14 protein-coding genes are annotated in these 15,909 nt (G+C 44.7%); 7 read left to right on the top strand and 7 right to left on the bottom strand.

The window, feature by feature from the left end:
- Positions 1-18: 18 nt before the first annotated feature.
- The 5 genes from queF to xni all read left to right on the top strand — a co-directional run bounded on the left by queF (position 19) and on the right by xni (position 7,378).
- Complete coding sequence (gene queF / locus VA249_RS03245) at positions 19-864, top strand: NADPH-dependent 7-cyano-7-deazaguanine reductase QueF (RefSeq protein WP_221068901.1); 846 nt, start codon at positions 19-21, stop codon at positions 862-864.
- A gap of 93 nt (positions 865-957) precedes the next feature.
- Positions 958-3,243 carry a tetratricopeptide repeat protein gene (locus VA249_RS03240; protein WP_221068899.1) on the top strand — a complete coding sequence of 762 codons (2,286 nt, stop codon included), beginning with the start codon at positions 958-960 and terminating at the stop codon, positions 3,241-3,243.
- Positions 3,244-3,342: 99 nt separating this feature from the next.
- A complete protein-coding gene (locus VA249_RS03235; protein WP_221068897.1) occupies positions 3,343-4,908 on the top strand; it encodes a diguanylate cyclase in 1,566 nt (521 codons plus the stop codon).
- A 252-nt stretch (positions 4,909-5,160) separates the two neighbouring features.
- Positions 5,161-6,537 (top strand): nucleotide 5'-monophosphate nucleosidase PpnN, encoded by a 1,377-nt coding sequence (gene ppnN / locus VA249_RS03230; protein ID WP_221068895.1) that lies wholly within the window; start codon positions 5,161-5,163, stop codon positions 6,535-6,537.
- Between the two features lie 58 nt (positions 6,538-6,595).
- Entirely contained in the window at positions 6,596-7,378 is a 783-nt protein-coding gene (gene xni, locus VA249_RS03225) for a flap endonuclease Xni (protein WP_221068892.1), read from the top strand.
- A 116-nt stretch (positions 7,379-7,494) separates the two neighbouring features.
- Here xni and rlmM read toward each other — a convergent pair whose 3' ends face one another.
- The 7 genes from rlmM to pomA all read right to left on the bottom strand — a co-directional run bounded on the left by rlmM (position 7,495) and on the right by pomA (position 14,476).
- Positions 7,495-8,586 carry a 23S rRNA (cytidine(2498)-2'-O)-methyltransferase RlmM gene (rlmM, locus tag VA249_RS03220; RefSeq protein ID WP_128811461.1) on the bottom strand — a complete coding sequence of 364 codons (1,092 nt, stop codon included), beginning with the start codon at positions 8,584-8,586 and terminating at the stop codon, positions 7,495-7,497.
- On the bottom strand, positions 8,583-8,981 hold the full coding sequence (locus VA249_RS03215; RefSeq protein ID WP_221068890.1) for a DUF423 domain-containing protein: 399 nt from the start codon (positions 8,979-8,981) through the stop codon (positions 8,583-8,585). Before VA249_RS03215 ends, rlmM begins: the two co-directional genes overlap by 4 nt.
- A complete protein-coding gene (locus VA249_RS03210; RefSeq protein ID WP_221068888.1) occupies positions 8,971-9,594 on the bottom strand; it encodes an alpha/beta family hydrolase in 624 nt (207 codons plus the stop codon). Before VA249_RS03210 ends, VA249_RS03215 begins: the two co-directional genes overlap by 11 nt.
- Positions 9,575-10,495: a transcriptional regulator GcvA gene (locus VA249_RS03205; protein ID WP_211919876.1), complete on the bottom strand. Its 921-nt coding sequence runs from the start codon at positions 10,493-10,495 to the stop codon at positions 9,575-9,577. The genes VA249_RS03210 and VA249_RS03205 overlap by 20 nt, the downstream gene beginning before the upstream one ends.
- A gap of 517 nt (positions 10,496-11,012) precedes the next feature.
- Complete coding sequence (thiI, locus tag VA249_RS03200) at positions 11,013-12,461, bottom strand: tRNA uracil 4-sulfurtransferase ThiI (RefSeq protein WP_211919877.1); 1,449 nt, start codon at positions 12,459-12,461, stop codon at positions 11,013-11,015.
- Between the two features lie 294 nt (positions 12,462-12,755).
- On the bottom strand, positions 12,756-13,700 hold the full coding sequence (locus VA249_RS03195; RefSeq protein ID WP_164837213.1) for a flagellar motor protein MotB: 945 nt from the start codon (positions 13,698-13,700) through the stop codon (positions 12,756-12,758).
- 14 nt (positions 13,701-13,714) lie between these two features.
- The gene (gene pomA, locus VA249_RS03190) at positions 13,715-14,476 is read right to left on the bottom strand and encodes a flagellar motor protein PomA (protein WP_128811466.1); all 762 of its coding nucleotides are present in this window, start codon (positions 14,474-14,476) and stop codon (positions 13,715-13,717) included.
- Between the two features lie 265 nt (positions 14,477-14,741).
- On the opposite strand from pomA, the gene xseB reads away from it, so the two are divergent.
- Positions 14,742-14,984 carry an exodeoxyribonuclease VII small subunit gene (xseB, locus tag VA249_RS03185; protein ID WP_211919879.1) on the top strand — a complete coding sequence of 81 codons (243 nt, stop codon included), beginning with the start codon at positions 14,742-14,744 and terminating at the stop codon, positions 14,982-14,984.
- Positions 14,985-15,005: 21 nt separating this feature from the next.
- Positions 15,006-15,890, top strand: coding sequence for a (2E,6E)-farnesyl diphosphate synthase (ispA, locus tag VA249_RS03180; RefSeq protein ID WP_221068886.1), 885 nt, complete (start codon positions 15,006-15,008; stop codon positions 15,888-15,890).
- Positions 15,891-15,909 lie beyond the last annotated feature (19 nt).

Below are 15,909 nucleotides of genomic sequence, written 5' to 3'. Positions count from 1 at the left end.
CGAAAATGACCACAAAGTATGAGCAAATATTCTGACGCTAAAGAGCTCGCTGGCCTGACTCTGGGTAAAAAGACCGAGTACGCAAACCAATACGATGCGAGCTTGCTGCAACCCGTTCCTCGCAGTCTAAACCGTGATGACTTAGAGCTAGGCGATAGCCTACCGTTTTTGGGCCATGACATCTGGACACTCTACGAGCTTTCTTGGCTAAACAGTAAAGGCTTACCTCAAGTTGCGGTAGGTGAAGTGTACATTCCTGCAACCAGCGCAAACTTGATTGAGTCAAAGTCATTCAAACTGTATCTAAACAGCTACAACCAAACGCGTTTCACAAGCTGGGAAGAAGTGACTGAGCGTCTCATTCAAGATTTGTCAGCATGCGCAGGCGAGCGAGTACTTGTGGAAGTAAACCCGGTGAACCACTACACCAACCAACCTATCGTCACGATGGAAGGGGAATGTATTGACGATCAAGACATCGAAATCACTGACTACGATTTTGATGCCACATTACTTGAGGGGGCTGCGGGTGAAGAGCAGGTCGAAGAAATTCTTCACAGCCACCTATTAAAATCAAACTGCCTAATCACCAACCAACCTGATTGGGGTAGCGTTGAAATTCGTTACCAAGGTGCGAAATTAAACCGTGAAAAGCTGCTGCGTTACCTTGTGTCTTTCCGCGAGCATAACGAATTCCACGAGCAGTGTGTTGAACGTATTTTCACTGACCTAATGAAATACAGCCAACCAAGTAAACTCACGGTTTTTGCACGTTACACTCGCCGTGGAGGCTTGGATATCAACCCTTACCGCTCAACTGAACAAGATAAGCCCACACACAACAATCGCATGGCTCGTCAATAATGTTCTAAAACACCCAGCAATCAGTTGGATTGCTGGGTGTTTTTCTCTAATATTGCACATTCAAAAACGACACAGTTCGAGGGAACGAAAAGGATGTTTGGGGACAGTTCGCGTCTTTTCATCAGGCTGATTGGCTTTCTTTGCTTATTATTAGCACAGCCACTTCACGCGACCATTTTATCTTCCGCTTTACTCAATGAAGCTCAACAGCTGGCAGAGATTGATCCGTCACAAGCCAAGCAAGTCGCCAAAAACTACTTATTGCAACGCGAATTAACGGAACGTCAAGAGAATGGAAGTCCATCTGCGATGTCTCGCGAAGAGACAGATCGCAGTATTCGCACGCCAAACAGCACTATTGAAGCGCACAAAATCATTGCTCAGGCTGACTTTGCGATGGGAGATATTCGAGGAGCGATTGAAAACCTCAATGAAGCAGAAAGGTTGGCAACGGAATATCAACTCCCATATATGCGCCTAGATGTGCAGCTAATGCGAAACCAAATGTTATGGTTAAGCAATAAAGACTATGCAACGGGCGAACAAAACCTTAATCACATTGAACAGCAAATCGAAAGCAATAATGCCTCTCTCTTGCGCACTGACAGCATACGCTATCGATTGATCATGCAACGTGCACTTCTTGCCTCACACAATGGTGATATGTTCAATGCAGAACGCTACTACACTGAAGCAAAAACGATTCTCAGCAATATTCGTTCCGAACTGACACTGATCGATTATCACACTGCGGTCGGTGAGTTTTATCTCAACTGCAAAAAGTACAACCTTGCGCTCTCAGAACTGCTATACGCCTATTGGCAATCCATTGAAAGTGACAACGGCGGTAAGTTAGCAAAAGTAAACCGATTGTTGGCGAGATTATTTAAAGAACGCCGAGTGTACGACAAAGCTATTGAATATTTATCTCAAGCGGCCGATTTTTATGACACTTATCCTAATTCGCCAATATTGGCTCACGTACTCGAAAAAATGGGCGATGTTTACTTCTACCAAGGTAAATATAACTTAGCACTTGTCCACTATTTCAACGTCATGGACCACCCAAGCACCGATAAAGACATCGGTCGCAGTATCAATCTCCGCTTGAGTCTCGCGGCAACATACTTACAGCTATATAACTACCCTTTGGCAGACCAGTATCTTAATCGCGCGACAGAATTGTTAGAGTACACAGACTTCCCTGACTTAAAAGCCAAGGCAGCATTATTGCATTCAGGACTCGCCTACCATCAAAATGATGGTAAGTTAGTAATTGAAAATGCGAATAAAGCGCTCGATATTTTAGAAAAACTGCCCAATGCAGATGGTTTTATTAAACAACAATCTTACCGATTACTTGGGTTAGGTTACGAACAAGTCGGAGAATACCGTACCTCTTTACAAGCATTTAAGAAGTACATCAATCTTGTTCGCCTGGAGCAAAAGCAGCTTAACCAAATTAGTGAAGATGCGTTTCGTCAGCAAAAAGAGTTTGCAGAACAGAGTATTCACTATGTTAGTCAAACCGATAAGCTGTCTTTGGTCGAAATGGAACACCGCAAGTTTCAGAAGATCTCGTTTGCGTTATTTATTACCGTGCTGGTGATGTTCCTGTTTATCATGCGCCGTGGTGTGATCATGCAAAAGCAAATGGCAGAAATAGGCAAATTACGTAATGACCTCTTTACACATTCACGTTCTCGCTTGCGTAATCTCCGCATGCTCAATGTGAAACTGTCTCATTCATTAAAGAAATCCAGCGACACGTTCGAACAATGGCAAATGGGGGAATTAATTCACGAGCCGCTGAACGACCGCCTTCGTTTTGTGATGATTGATTTGCCGTTTTTACGCAGTATGTACGTACAACACGGATACAAAGCGGGCCTAGAACTAGAGCGAGCCTTTGGTGAATTTTTAGCAGAAAGAGTGACGAAACCAACTCGCTTATACCATTTCTCGGATGCGAACTTACTTTATATTGAACCCAATGCCGACCGAAATACGTCTGGTGAAGCAACGTTTGAGAAATTCCAAAGTTGGGTTGATGAATTTGCACAGCGACATAATGTCAATAGAACCATTCGTATGGGGATCAGTGACTACCCATTCTTACCTCGAGCTTACACAGCAATTAACGATGAAGAACTGTTGGATCTCTTGCTGCTTGCCACACACGTTGCCCGTGAAGTGAGCTTGAAAGATAAACAGAGCCATTGGGTCTTCTTAAAAGCGATCGATAACGCACCAGCGGCAAGTTTTGCAACCGATGATATTAGAACGGCGTGCAAACATGCGATTAATCAAGGTCTAATAAAGGTTCATTCTTCGTACAAGAATGAGGACGATATCAAAAAAATATTAAAAAATGGATAATTACCCGCCCGTTAAGCATAAACAAATGATGACGCTATTACGTTTTTTGTTATCATCACTTAATTGTCAGTAGTACATGGACTTAACTGCATTCGTTTCATGGGAATCTTGGAATCCGATATTCAATCACAGCTTCATCAGCTGAGTTGTCAACTTGACCAACTCCGCCTGACTCATCGTGATAGTTCGCTCAAATTTAAACGTGAGCAACAAGTTCTCAAACGCGTTGTGGCGTCCTTGGCTTCTGCCTGCCATGGTTCAAATTCGCACGTCACTGATTATTTGCTCGAGATTCAGCAAGAACTCGAGCATCAAAAAGACATCAGTTCGCTTATCCCTCGCCTCGCGGTCCTAGAAAGGATGCTTAAGCAGCATTCACAAACCGTTAGCAAGCAAAACCAGTACCTGACCGATCAAGTCAAACACAGTGGCGCGACCTTACAACGCATCACAGGTTTGCCGGCGCAACTCAAGCGAGAACTGCGTAACTTGATGAGTTTCTCCGATGTAAATAGCGATAAAAATGTTGATCAAGCCATCAAGCTACTCAGCATCTATGAACGCGCGCTAAAGATCATCACAACCAACTCTCGTCTGAATCTATCCGACCTAGAAAATGGTCCAGATAAACCTCAACTTGAGTGTTTGGCAAGCGACTTACAACACACCATTACTGAGCTGGATTTTGATGGTGATGCCGGAGATCAATTGCTAGAAATTCGCTCAAAGTTGCTTCTAGGTACCAATGCAGAATCGTTGATCGATTTAACCTTAAATACGCTTAAGCTCGTCATCGATGCAACCAAAGCAGAACGAAAAGCATCAGAACAATTTTTAGAGCAGCTCAATGCTTCTCTTGCTAACCATCTAAAAACCGCGCACCAAAATGTCGATCAGCATCAAAACTATTTTGAGCACCGACAAGAACTGAACGCTGAGATGACAAATTTGGTCAGCCTTAGCCAGAAGTCATTAACACAAGCGAATGACATCTCTGAGCTCAAACAAGAAATGACACCACTTCTCGCTCAAATGGCTTCGTTAACAGAACGCCTTAAAATGGCGGAAGCGCGTGAACAAGCACTTCAAGATCGTTTGAATTACAATAAGAACCAACTCGAATCCGTATTTGAAACAACGCAAGACTACCGCCGCCGGTTAGAAGACCAAGCGCAGCGTATGTTGCAAGATCCATTGACGAAAGTGTACAACCGAGCCGCTTTTGCCGATCGCATGGAGTTGGAGTATCGCCGTTGGATTCGCTCGCAGAAAAATTTGCGCGCCGTGTTATTTGATATCGACAACTTTAAAGCCATCAACGACAGTTATGGTTATACCGCTGGTGATAAAGCACTAAAAATCATTGCGCGAACCATTTTAAAACGAACAGAGAAAACGGATACCGTGGCTCGTTTTGGAGGTGAAGAATTCATTCTGCTTATCCCAGAACAATCTGAAGAATATACCCTTGAGTTAATGAAGAATATCCAAAAGGATATCAGCAAATTGCCATTTAAGTTCCGTGAGCAAAACATCATGATCACGCTCACTGCTGTTTCAACGTCATTTAAAGAATCTGACACACCAGAATATGTATTGGATCGCTTAGGAGTGATGCAAAGAAACGCAAAACAGCGCGGTCCAAACCAAGTTGACTGGAACTAAGGCTGTTCAAAAAAGCAACAAACAAGCCGTATTCTTAGCATTTACTCTACAATAGCCTCAAATTTTCAATGAGTTATCACATTTCTCTTCTGTTAGTCTGCTAAGCTAATTAGACGCCATAAGACAATGTCTACTATAGATCGCTGTCTACCATAAAATAATGTCCACCAGACGACACACTCTAACCATACGAATAAATTAGTCAGAGCACTGGTGTTTTTCCTCTACAGATTGCAATAGCAAGGAGGCCTTATGATTACTCATATCAGCCCTGCTGGTAGCATGGATTTGCTATCTCAACTCGAAGTCGAACGCCTAAAGAAAACGGCATCGAGTGATCTTTATCAACTGTACCGCAACTGCACACTCGCGGTACTCAACTCTGGCAGCCATACCGATAACTCGAAAGAGCTGCTTGATAAACACCAATCCTTTGATGTGAACGTTGTGCGCCGTGAGCGCGGCATTAAGCTGGAACTGGCGAATCCCCCAGAGCACGCGTTTGTCGATGGTGAAATCATCAAAGGCATTCAAGAGCATCTTTTCTCTGTTTTGCGTGACATTGTTTACGTCAACATGCACCTTGCAGACAACCAGCGACTGAATCTCACTAACGCCACCCACATTACGAACCTTGTGTTTGGTATTTTGCGTAATGCTGGTGCGCTAACCCCCGGTATTGAGCCTAACCTTGTGGTTTGTTGGGGTGGTCACTCGATCAATGCGACCGAATACCAATACACTCGCGAAGTAGGTAACGAGCTAGGCTTGCGTGAACTTAATATCTGTACAGGTTGTGGGCCGGGTGCAATGGAAGGCCCAATGAAAGGAGCCGCAATTGGTCATGCTAAACAGCGTTACACCGAGCAGCGCTACCTAGGTTTAACCGAGCCGTCAATCATTGCCGCTGAGCCACCAAACCCAATCGTGAATGAGCTGGTGATCATGCCAGACATCGAGAAACGTCTCGAAGCTTTTGTTCGTATGGCACATGGCATTGTCATTTTCCCTGGTGGCCCAGGAACAGCAGAAGAACTGCTGTACATTTTGGGCATCATGATGCATCCAGAAAATGCTGATCAGCCAATGCCAATCGTACTGACTGGTCCAAAAGAGAGTGAGGCCTACTTCCGCTCCATTGATGCCTTTATTGCCGATACACTGGGTGAAGAGGGACAAAAACACTACCAGATCGTTATTGATGATCCAGCGGAAGTGGCTCGTATTATGAAGCGGTCAATGGAAGACGTTCGACTGCACCGAAAAGAGAAAGGTGACGCGTACAGCTTTAACTGGTCACTCAAAATAGAACCTGAGTTCCAACTGCCGTTTGAGCCAAACCATGAATCGATGGCAAGCTTAAATCTAAACTTAAACCAGAAACCTCAAGTATTGGCGGCCACATTGCGTCAAGCTTTCTCTGGTATCGTAGCGGGTAACGTAAAAGCCGAGGGAATCCGTGAGATCGAGCAAAAAGGCCCATTTGTTATCAATGGTGAATCTTCATTGATGCACAAGCTGGATATCTTGCTCCAAGACTTCGTCGAACAACATCGAATGAAACTTCCAGGCGGTACCGCTTACGAACCTTGCTACCGAATCGCTCATCCAGAAAAAGCGACTCGATAGAACAGCGTAGTTTCGTTACACTAGGGGCATTACGCCCCTTTTTTGTTGCTAAGTCATTATGTCTATTCATCTTGTTATCATCGATGCTCTAAATTTGATCCGCCGCGTGCACTCTGCACAGCCCGATCCAACCGACATAGCAAGAACCATCACAACAACAGGTCGAACACTGTCGCGTATCCTTTCAGAGGCTCAACCAACCCATATCATTGCGGTGTTTGATCACCATGAACAAGACCGTGGTTGGCGCGCAACCATTCTTCCTGAATATAAACAAAACCGTAAACCAATGCCCGAACCGCTAATGCAAGGTTTAGATGCCATCCAACAAGCATGGTGGGAGCAAGGGATAGACTCTTTGCTGTCCGAGGGGGATGAAGCCGATGATTTAGTGGCGACACTGGCAACCAAGGTAGCAAGCCACGGCGAAAAGGTCACGATTGTCTCGACAGACAAGGGATATTGCCAACTGCTCTCCCCGACGCTTCAAATTCGTGATTACTTTCAGCATCGTTGGTTGGATGAGCCTTTTATTGAAAAAGAATTTGGTGTGAAACCAAGCCAACTGACCGATTACTGGGGATTAACGGGGATCAGCTCAAGCCAAGTACCTGGCATTCCTGGGGTTGGACCGAAAGCAGCGAAAGACATCTTGACGCAATATGAAGATATTGAAGTGGCTTATACCAGTGACGATCTTGCGCCTAAGTATCGTAAGAAGTTTGATGAACATATTGAGTCAGCACGTTTATGTAAACGCGTTGCGGCACTTAAATGCGATATTGAGCTTGGCTTCAACCTGCAAGATATTCGTTTCACTGGCCCAAATAAAACGGAATAAACTCGGATTAACCATCAGGATCTTTGACCAATCACTGACGTCAGACAAATAAAAAGCGCCGACAAAAATGGGCGCTTTTTTGAATCTGAAATCTCTACAGCATCATTTCGCTAAAATTAATGCGGGGAAATGTTCGATAGGCACTGGATGTGAATCGTGATTTCCTCACGGTCATGGTACAGGTGCTTAGCTTGCAGCTTAAACTTCACTTTATTCTCGATCAGGAACATTTTTAAGTTCTCAAGATCTTGAAGTACCTCATCGTAACGACCTTTCATTGGTAACTTCAAGTTAAAGATCGCTTCTTTAGCCCAGCCTTTCAGCAGCCATTGTCCCATCAAGTGCGCCACGCGTGCTGGTTTCTCAACCATATCGCACACAATCCAGGTTACGTTCTTGCGGTCAGGTTCAAACTTAAAGCCGTCCACCATGTGGTGCTTGATTTGACCCGTTTCCATGAGGCTGTCTGCCATCATACCGTTATCAACACAATGAACGAACATCGAACGCTTCACCAATTGGTAAGTCCAACCACCTGGACACGCACCTAGGTCAACGCCCCACATACCCGGTGCTAGACGCTCATCCCACTCTTCACGAGGAATAAATACATGAAAAGCTTCTTCCAACTTCAGTGTTGAACGGCTTGGTGCGTCTGCTGGAAACTTAAGGCGAGGAATACCCATAAAGAACTGCGAGTTGTTACCCGGGTATGAGTAACCCACATAACAGTGACCTGGTGCCACAAAACAGATGTGCAGCACTGGTTTTTTCGCGTTGTCTTTGTTCCACATCAGACCTTTACCGCGCATTGCTTGGCGCATCGGTACGGTAAACTTACGACAGAACTTCAACAGCTCTTTCGCTTCATTCGTATCTGGCGTTTCAATACGTAAATCACCACAACGAGGAAATGATGCCACTTCAGACAACTCAGCAAGAATTGGGCTAATGCGGTCTTCACTTGGTAACGATTCAAACTCAGCAGCAACGGCAAACATTTGACGAGCAAAAATTAGCGCACTGAAGTCTAAGCTTTTTGCTAGTTTATCGGCGTCTCCATCCTGGTAACACTCAAAGACAACATAACCTGAGTTTTTCTTCACACGAGAGAAGCCATACACTTCCAACTGTGTTGCTTTGTCCTGAATTTCACCAGCACACTCTTTCTCAAAGCCAGCACGGCAATAGAGCATTAGTTGTTTCACTTGGAGACCTCTTTGATATTAAACGCAGCAATAAAGAACAGACACCAGCCGATCATGAACATAAATCCCCCCATTGGAGTGATTGGTCCGAGCCACTTAATGCCCGTCAGCGCCAGCGCGTAAAGACTGCCGCTAAAACAAAAGATGCCGATGATAAAGCAAATCGCGGCAATGAAAAAATATTTTTGTGCTTTTTGTCCCAAATTGACCAGCACCAAAACCGCACAAAACGCGATCGCCAACGTGTGGATGAATTGGTATAAAACGCCGGTTTCAAAAACACCAAGCAAATAAGGCGACAATTTCGCTTTCAAACCATGCGCAGCAAAAGCACCTAATACCACAGATATTAGACCTGAAATGCCTGTAAATGAGAGTAACCACTTACTTTTCACTGTACACCTCTTTAATAAAAGCGGCTAGCTGCTCAACAGCGAGTGCAATATTACCCGCCTCTGTATAGCCTGAACGCTTACGAGGCTTAAAGCTATGGTCACCATCAGGCATAAAACTCACCGCAACTTTCTCAGAAAACGTAAAGCTTTCGAATTCTTCTCGCTTACCAAAGGTATCTCGCTCACCTTGTAAAATAAGGGTCGGTTTGTTGATTGTCGCTAGGTGCTCACCTTTGTATTTTTCAGGCTTACCTGGCGGATGGAATGGAAACCCCAAGCATGCAACACCAGCCACCAACGCATTGTCAGCGAGCAAACTCGACATTCTACCGCCCATCGATTTACCGCCAATAACGATAGGCTGGGAAGTAAAGTGAGTGATCACTTCTTCATAAGCCTCTAACAGTTTGGGAGCTCGATCTGGCGGGCGCTTTTTACCATCTTCACCGCGCTTAACCATATAAGGGAAATTAAAACGTACCACTCGTACCCCTTGCTCAACTAACCCTTTGGCAACGGCGCTCATGAAATCATTATCCATGTCTGCACCTGCGCCATGAGCAAAAATAAACAGTGGTCCGTTTTTAGGCCCCTCAACTATCCAATGGCTCATCCAGTACTTCCTCTTGTTCTTTTCTCGCCGTTGCAAGCATCCAGTCTCTAAAGGTGGCGATACGCCCCATATCCGCTTGCTGCTCATGGCAGACAACGTAGAAAGAGTTTTTCGATAGCAACACTTCATCAAATGGTGCAATCAAACGGCCCGCTTCCATTTCTGGCTTAGCAAGCACGTTGTTACCCAGTGCGACCCCTTGTCCGTGAGCAGCAGCTTGTAGCACCATCGTCGAGTGACTAAAGATAGGACCATGGTTCACATTGACACCATCCACATTGTGCTGGCGTGCGAACTGTTTCCAATCTTTACGTGAGGTATCGTGCAACAAAGTATGTAACTTGAGATCACTTAAAGATTCTAATGGTTTGTTACCTAAAAGTAACGAAGGTGAACAAAGTGGGATCAAAAACTCTTGATAGAGCTTATCCGCACGCAAACCTGGCCAATTACCTCGACCATAATAGATAGCAACATCGACATCGTCTGTCAGTGAGCCCTCATCCATATCTACCGCTTTGATACGAACATCAATATCTGGCTCTTGAGCATTGAAATGCGCTAACCGAGGAACAAGCCACTGAATGGCAAAGCTTGGTGGTAAACTGATCGTCAATGCACCTTTTTCGCTGCGTTCCAATACCTTATCAGTTGCTTCAGCAATCGAAGTAAAGATATCTTTTATGTCTAAGAAGTAACTTTGTCCCTCTTCCGTCAACAATAACGAACGGTTACGACGACGAAAAAGTTTCAAAGACAAGAACTCTTCCAAAGCTTTAATTTGGTGACTCACGGCCGCTTGAGTCACAAACAACTCCTCGGCAGCTCGAGTAAAGCTAAGATGGCGGGCAGCCGCTTCAAACACTCGAAGTGAATTTAGTGGAGGCAATCTGCGAGACATATAGGACCTCAGTAGGATTAGTTTTTTTTATCTGAAACATTATAAAATGTCCGTTGTCGAACAGCCAGATAAATTCTATATTTCACCCCGCAAAACGAGCCTGAACGGCTTGATTCTATTTGTGAATCAATTGGTTCGTTGTTGCGATGTTGTGTTTGCAAACTCGTATTTCGAGTTAGGTAGATTTCTACCATGATGTTTTGTGCATGACTCTTGTGACAAAACATATACTTCCTGTATTTATTTTGACCTGTCTGTCAAATTTGTTACACCGCCTTTTTTTGGCGGTGTTTTTTTATCTGCACAATTCTCCCCGCCCGTAACAAAACATTGGCACTAAGATCACTTATTCATCTCGATTTCGGATTAATTATCGTTATATCAATACTAATTCCAAAAGATACGATTGCGTTCAATATTATCACCTCATTGCGACCCGTTTTTCAGATTATGAAACGAAAAAAGCGCAAACTGATTTCTCAGTTAGCGCTTTTTAGCTATTTGTTTTTCAACAAGCTTACGGGCGGTAAACTTTTACGTTGTTAAACCCTTGCTCTTGCAAGTACAGCGCTTGTAAACGGCTCATCACCCCACGCTCACAGTACAATAGGTAAGTCTTAGACTGATCTAAATCACCAAATTGAGTACTTAGCTTATAGAATGGGATGTGCTTAACATCAACACCATCAATTTCCAGTGGGTTATCGTCTTCCTCTTCAGGACTACGGATATCCAACACAATAGCGTGATCTTCTACCGCTTGAACTTGTTCTACTTCAGGTGCTGCTTGCTCAGACTCTTTCGCGATATCACGAATGTCCATAACACGCGCTTCTTGTACCACTTGATCAAGAATGCTGAAGTCGAATTTCTCTTCTTCTGCGAGCAGTTTTCCTTTGATCGCTTTTACCGTAGGCTTCTTAGAAATAACGCCACAGTATTCTGGCATTGTCTTAGCGAAGTCTTCTGTACCGATATCACGCGCTAGGTTAATGATGTCTTCTTTATCCCAGTTAATAAGCGGACGCAGAATCAGCGTATCAGTGACGTTATCGATGTGGCGAAGGTTAGTTAGCGTTTGGCTTGAAACTTGGCCTAGAGCCTCACCCGTCACCAATGCTTCAATCTTAAACTTCTCTGCAACCTTACCAGCCGCACGCATGAACATACGCTTTAAGATAACGCCCATTTGGCCATCATCAACTTTCTCAAGGATCTCAGCCACGACAGGCTCAAAATCCACTGAGATAAAACGTACTTTTGCTGAAGAACCGTATTTGTTCCATAGGTAATGAGAAACCTGCTTAACGCCGATTTCGTGAGCAGGACCACCTAAGTTAAAGAAACAGTAGTGAACTTTAGAACCACGTTTGATGTGAAGGTAGCTTGATACGCCAGAGTCGAAACCGCCAGAAATCAGGCTTAATACATCTTCTTGCGTTCCTAGAGGGAAGCCACCTAGACCTTTATGACGCGCCAATACTTGATTTAGTTTGTCATTATTCACTTCAACGTTGATCGTTACGTCTGGTTTATGCAGCTTCACGCGTGCACTTTCAACCGCTTGGTTAAGACCGCCGCCAACATAACGTTCTAGCTCGATAGACGTAAAGTCATGCTTACCACGACGTTTCGCACGTACCACAAACGTTTTGTTTTCAATCGTTTCACGGCTTAGCTCTAACACTTGCTCATAGATGTTGTGCAGATCGGTAAAATCAGACTGCTTTACTTCTAGAACATGGTGAATGCCTGGCGTGTGTGTCAGGATTTCCAAGACTTCCGCGTGGAAATCATCTTTCTCTGACGTCACTTCAATGTGATCACGACGGTTGAATACCGCAACAGATTCGGTTCGGTTCTTCACGATGTTACGAATGTTACACTCTAAAATCTTTGTGAAGCGCTTGCGCACCGATTCACTTTTAACAAAAATTTCTGGATGGGGCTTTACAATAAATTTCATAGTTTTGTTCGCAGGTTAGTTTCGCAATCAACAATGAGTGACACTCTGCATAAAGCATTTATACGCAGCAAAGCGCGTGTTGTTCACACGTACTTTCATGTGCTCACTTTAAAGGCGCAAGATTATACACCTAAGCGAAATGGAATGACAAAAAAAGCGAGCTCACGCTCGCTTTTAGTATATACGTTGGAAGCAACTGACGACTCTACTCTGTCGTATTCCACAAACGGCGATCCGTCATTACACTCTAAATCCGCATCGAGAGGTCAATTGAGCACAATCGCCAATACTCAGCTATTGAATGACGGGCACCTCTTCACTGTAGAGAGGTTCACCTTGCATGATACTTATTTCAACACGGCGATTGAGTGCACGGTTGGCATCAGAATCATTCGGGACCAGTGGTTCAGTATCCGCCATGCCACGAACACGCAAACGTTGATGGGAGAAACCTCTAACTTTCTCCATCTCTTGCGCAACAGACACCGCACGTTGGGAAGATAAGTCCCAGTTTGAACGATACAACTCCGAGTCAATCTTCTGGTTATCCGTGTGACCCGAAATACGCACTATGCCCGGCACGTCTTTCACCAATTCCGCGATTTGACGCACTAAAGGACGGAACTTAGGTTGTAAAAATGCAGAACCTTCAGGAAATGCTCCTTTTTCTCGCATCCGAATAACGATCTGCTGACCAAGGTTTTCAACGTCGATCGCCCCTTGCTCGATTTCACGCTCTAACGCTTTCTTGATGCTTTCCATCAAGGTTTCCATCTCTTGCGAGGTGGATTCAGACTGCTGCTGTTGCATGTCTGTTTCTGCTGATTGATTATTCTGTGTTGACGTTTCTGGCGATTGTCCCCCAGTCAGCTTACCTTGATCACGCTTTGTACCACCCGCGCGATCGGATTCTCCCTCATGGAACTCGAGGGTTTGCTGCGTTACGTCCATCGTCTGTTGCATAATGACATCAATCGGAGTTGGCTCCGGACGGCCCGGACGAAACTCTTGAGCAATGATGCTGGTTCCCTTGGGAATGTCTTTCACTTCCAGTTGATTTTGCACACCAAACGCAAACTTCATCGAACCTGCGATCTGTTTGAACTTCAGTACATCCATCTCTGAGAATGAAAGTAGCAACACGAAGAAACACATCAAAAGAGACATCAAGTCAGCAAACGTCCCCATCCATGCCGGTGAGCCAGGAGGGGGACATTTACATTTATTATCTTCATCCATTATCAGGCCCCTGACTAATCATCAATTTCAAGAGCACGTTTACCCTCATTGAGGTAATTCTTTAAGTAGTTATCGATAACTCTTGGATTCTGGCCATCTTGTATCGCCAACACGCCATCCATAATAAGACGACGATTTAACGTTTCTTGATCTCGACGAAGTGACAGTTTGTCGGCTATCGGGAAAAACAGCATATTAGAGAGTACCGCACCGTATAGCGTCGTCAAAAGCGCAACGGCCATTGCAGGCCCGATCGATTTTGGATCGTCCATGTTTGAAAGCATCGCCACCAAGCCGACCAGCGTACCAATCATCCCCATCGCAGGAGCAACGTCACCAAATGCCCGAAATACCCCCGTCCCTTGTGTATGACGCTCGTCCGTCAATGCAATGTCTTTTTGCAAAGCGGCACGAACAACATCAGCGTCATGACCGTCGACCAATAGGTCAATGCCCTTTTGCATAAAGCTGTTGTTGATTTCCATCTCTTCCAGCGCAAGGAATCCGCCTTTACGAGCCGCATCTGCCATCTCAACGATCTTAGCAATCAAGTCTTCTGGATCGTCGGCTTTGAACATAAACGCCTTGCCAGCAATTTTTGTCGCTCCAAAGAATTGCCCAACGGTGAATTTCATCAACACCACAAATGCAGAGCCGCCAACAACAATAAGGATTGAGGTCACATCGACAAACATACCGATGCTACCACCAAGTACCATCGCCATGATGACAAACGCAAAACCACCAATCAGACCTATTAAGGTTGCTAAATCCACAAAGCACTCCTCACGCAATATTCAAAAGTTGCCTACACGGGCGAATTATTACTTGTATCGACAGATAAAACAGAATTTTTAGAAAAATCTTGGTTAACAGGTCACAAAAAGATCATTTGGATTGTTTTCTATTGTTATCCGATGGTCACCAAGCCTTATCTAGCGCTAAATTTGTGACAATTATACGAGGTTAAATTTGACCAAGTTACTAGGCTAAGGTAACTTGCGTGCATTCGATTAGAGGCTTGATTAAGGCAGATAAAAGATGGCGGTCAAAAAACCAGAAAACATGACCTTTGAAGCAACCATTGAAGAGCTAGACAGCTTGGTTGATCAACTAGAAAGTGGCGATCTTGCCTTAGACGATGCTCTACGCAAATTTGAACGTGGTATTGCATTGGCTCGTGCAGGCCAAACGAAGCTGAGCGATGCAGAACAGCGCGTCAGCATTCTTCTTAGTGAAGATGACGAAGCACCACTGAGTGACTTCACCCCTGAGTCGGATTAACTATCAGTAGTGAGCAATGTAATGCAAGAGACATTGACGTCTTATCAACAACGAAATAATCAACAACTGAATCTATGGCTAGAGCACTTGCCTCACCAACAACAGCCACTGATCCAAGCAATGAAATACGGCCTTTTACTTGGCGGTAAACGTGTTCGTCCATTTCTTGTGTACATTACAGGCCAAATGCTTGGCTGCAAGCCAGAGGATCTGGATACCTCTGCCTCTGCGATCGAGTGCATTCATGCCTACTCTCTCATTCATGATGATCTGCCTGCTATGGATGATGATGAGTTACGCCGCGGTCAGCCTACATGCCACATCAAATTTGATGAAGCGACGGCAATACTAACCGGTGATGCGTTGCAAACTCTTGCTTTTACGATCCTAGCTGAGGGTAATCTGAACCCAAATGCCGAGCAATACCGTATAAAAATGGTGCAAGCCCTTGCTCAAGCATCAGGTGCTCGCGGGATGTGTTTAGGCCAAGCGCTTGACCTAGGTGCCGAAAACCGTCAGGTCTCTCTCGCAGAATTGGAAGAAATTCATCGCAACAAAACCGGAGCTCTGATTAACTGTGCGGTAAAACTCGGTGCGTTGTCAGCTGGCGAGAAAGGATTGGAAGTGTTACCACACCTTGAACGCTATTCAAATGCAATCGGTTTGGCGTTTCAGGTTCAAGACGATATTCTAGATATCATCAGTGATACTGAAACGCTGGGAAAACCTCAAGGTTCAGACCAAGAGCTGAATAAGAGCACTTACCCATCTTTATTAGGATTAGAGGGAGCAATGGAGAAAGCTCACACTCTTTTACAGGAAGCACTTCAAGCATTAGAAGCGATTCCATACAATACTCAGTTACTAGAAGAGTTCGCCCGATATGTCATCGAGCGCAAGAACTAACACTATAAGCGCGCATTTA

Source organism: Vibrio alfacsensis, from assembly GCF_019670485.1.
GTDB lineage: Bacteria > Pseudomonadota > Gammaproteobacteria > Enterobacterales > Vibrionaceae > Vibrio > Vibrio alfacsensis.
Note: the sequence above shows the minus strand (reverse complement) of the source record. Positions and strands in the feature narration are given on the sequence as shown.

Excerpts from the sequence above, each read along its gene's own strand:
- queF (WP_221068901.1), top strand. The coding sequence starts at position 19 with ATGAGCAAATATTCTGACGCTAAAGAGCTCGCTGGCCTGACTCTGGGT.
- VA249_RS03240 (WP_221068899.1), top strand. The coding sequence starts at position 958 with ATGTTTGGGGACAGTTCGCGTCTTTTCATCAGGCTGATTGGCTTTCTT.
- VA249_RS03235 (WP_221068897.1), top strand. The coding sequence starts at position 3,343 with ATGGGAATCTTGGAATCCGATATTCAATCACAGCTTCATCAGCTGAGT.
- ppnN (WP_221068895.1), top strand. The coding sequence starts at position 5,161 with ATGATTACTCATATCAGCCCTGCTGGTAGCATGGATTTGCTATCTCAA.
- xni (WP_221068892.1), top strand. The coding sequence starts at position 6,596 with ATGTCTATTCATCTTGTTATCATCGATGCTCTAAATTTGATCCGCCGC.
- VA249_RS03210 (WP_221068888.1), bottom strand. The coding sequence starts at position 9,594 with ATGAGCCATTGGATAGTTGAGGGGCCTAAAAACGGACCACTGTTTATT.
- VA249_RS03205 (WP_211919876.1), bottom strand. The coding sequence starts at position 10,495 with ATGTCTCGCAGATTGCCTCCACTAAATTCACTTCGAGTGTTTGAAGCG.
- thiI (WP_211919877.1), bottom strand. The coding sequence starts at position 12,461 with ATGAAATTTATTGTAAAGCCCCATCCAGAAATTTTTGTTAAAAGTGAA.
- VA249_RS03195 (WP_164837213.1), bottom strand. The coding sequence starts at position 13,700 with ATGGATGAAGATAATAAATGTAAATGTCCCCCTCCTGGCTCACCGGCA.
- xseB (WP_211919879.1), top strand. The coding sequence starts at position 14,742 with ATGGCGGTCAAAAAACCAGAAAACATGACCTTTGAAGCAACCATTGAA.
- ispA (WP_221068886.1), top strand. The coding sequence starts at position 15,006 with ATGCAAGAGACATTGACGTCTTATCAACAACGAAATAATCAACAACTG.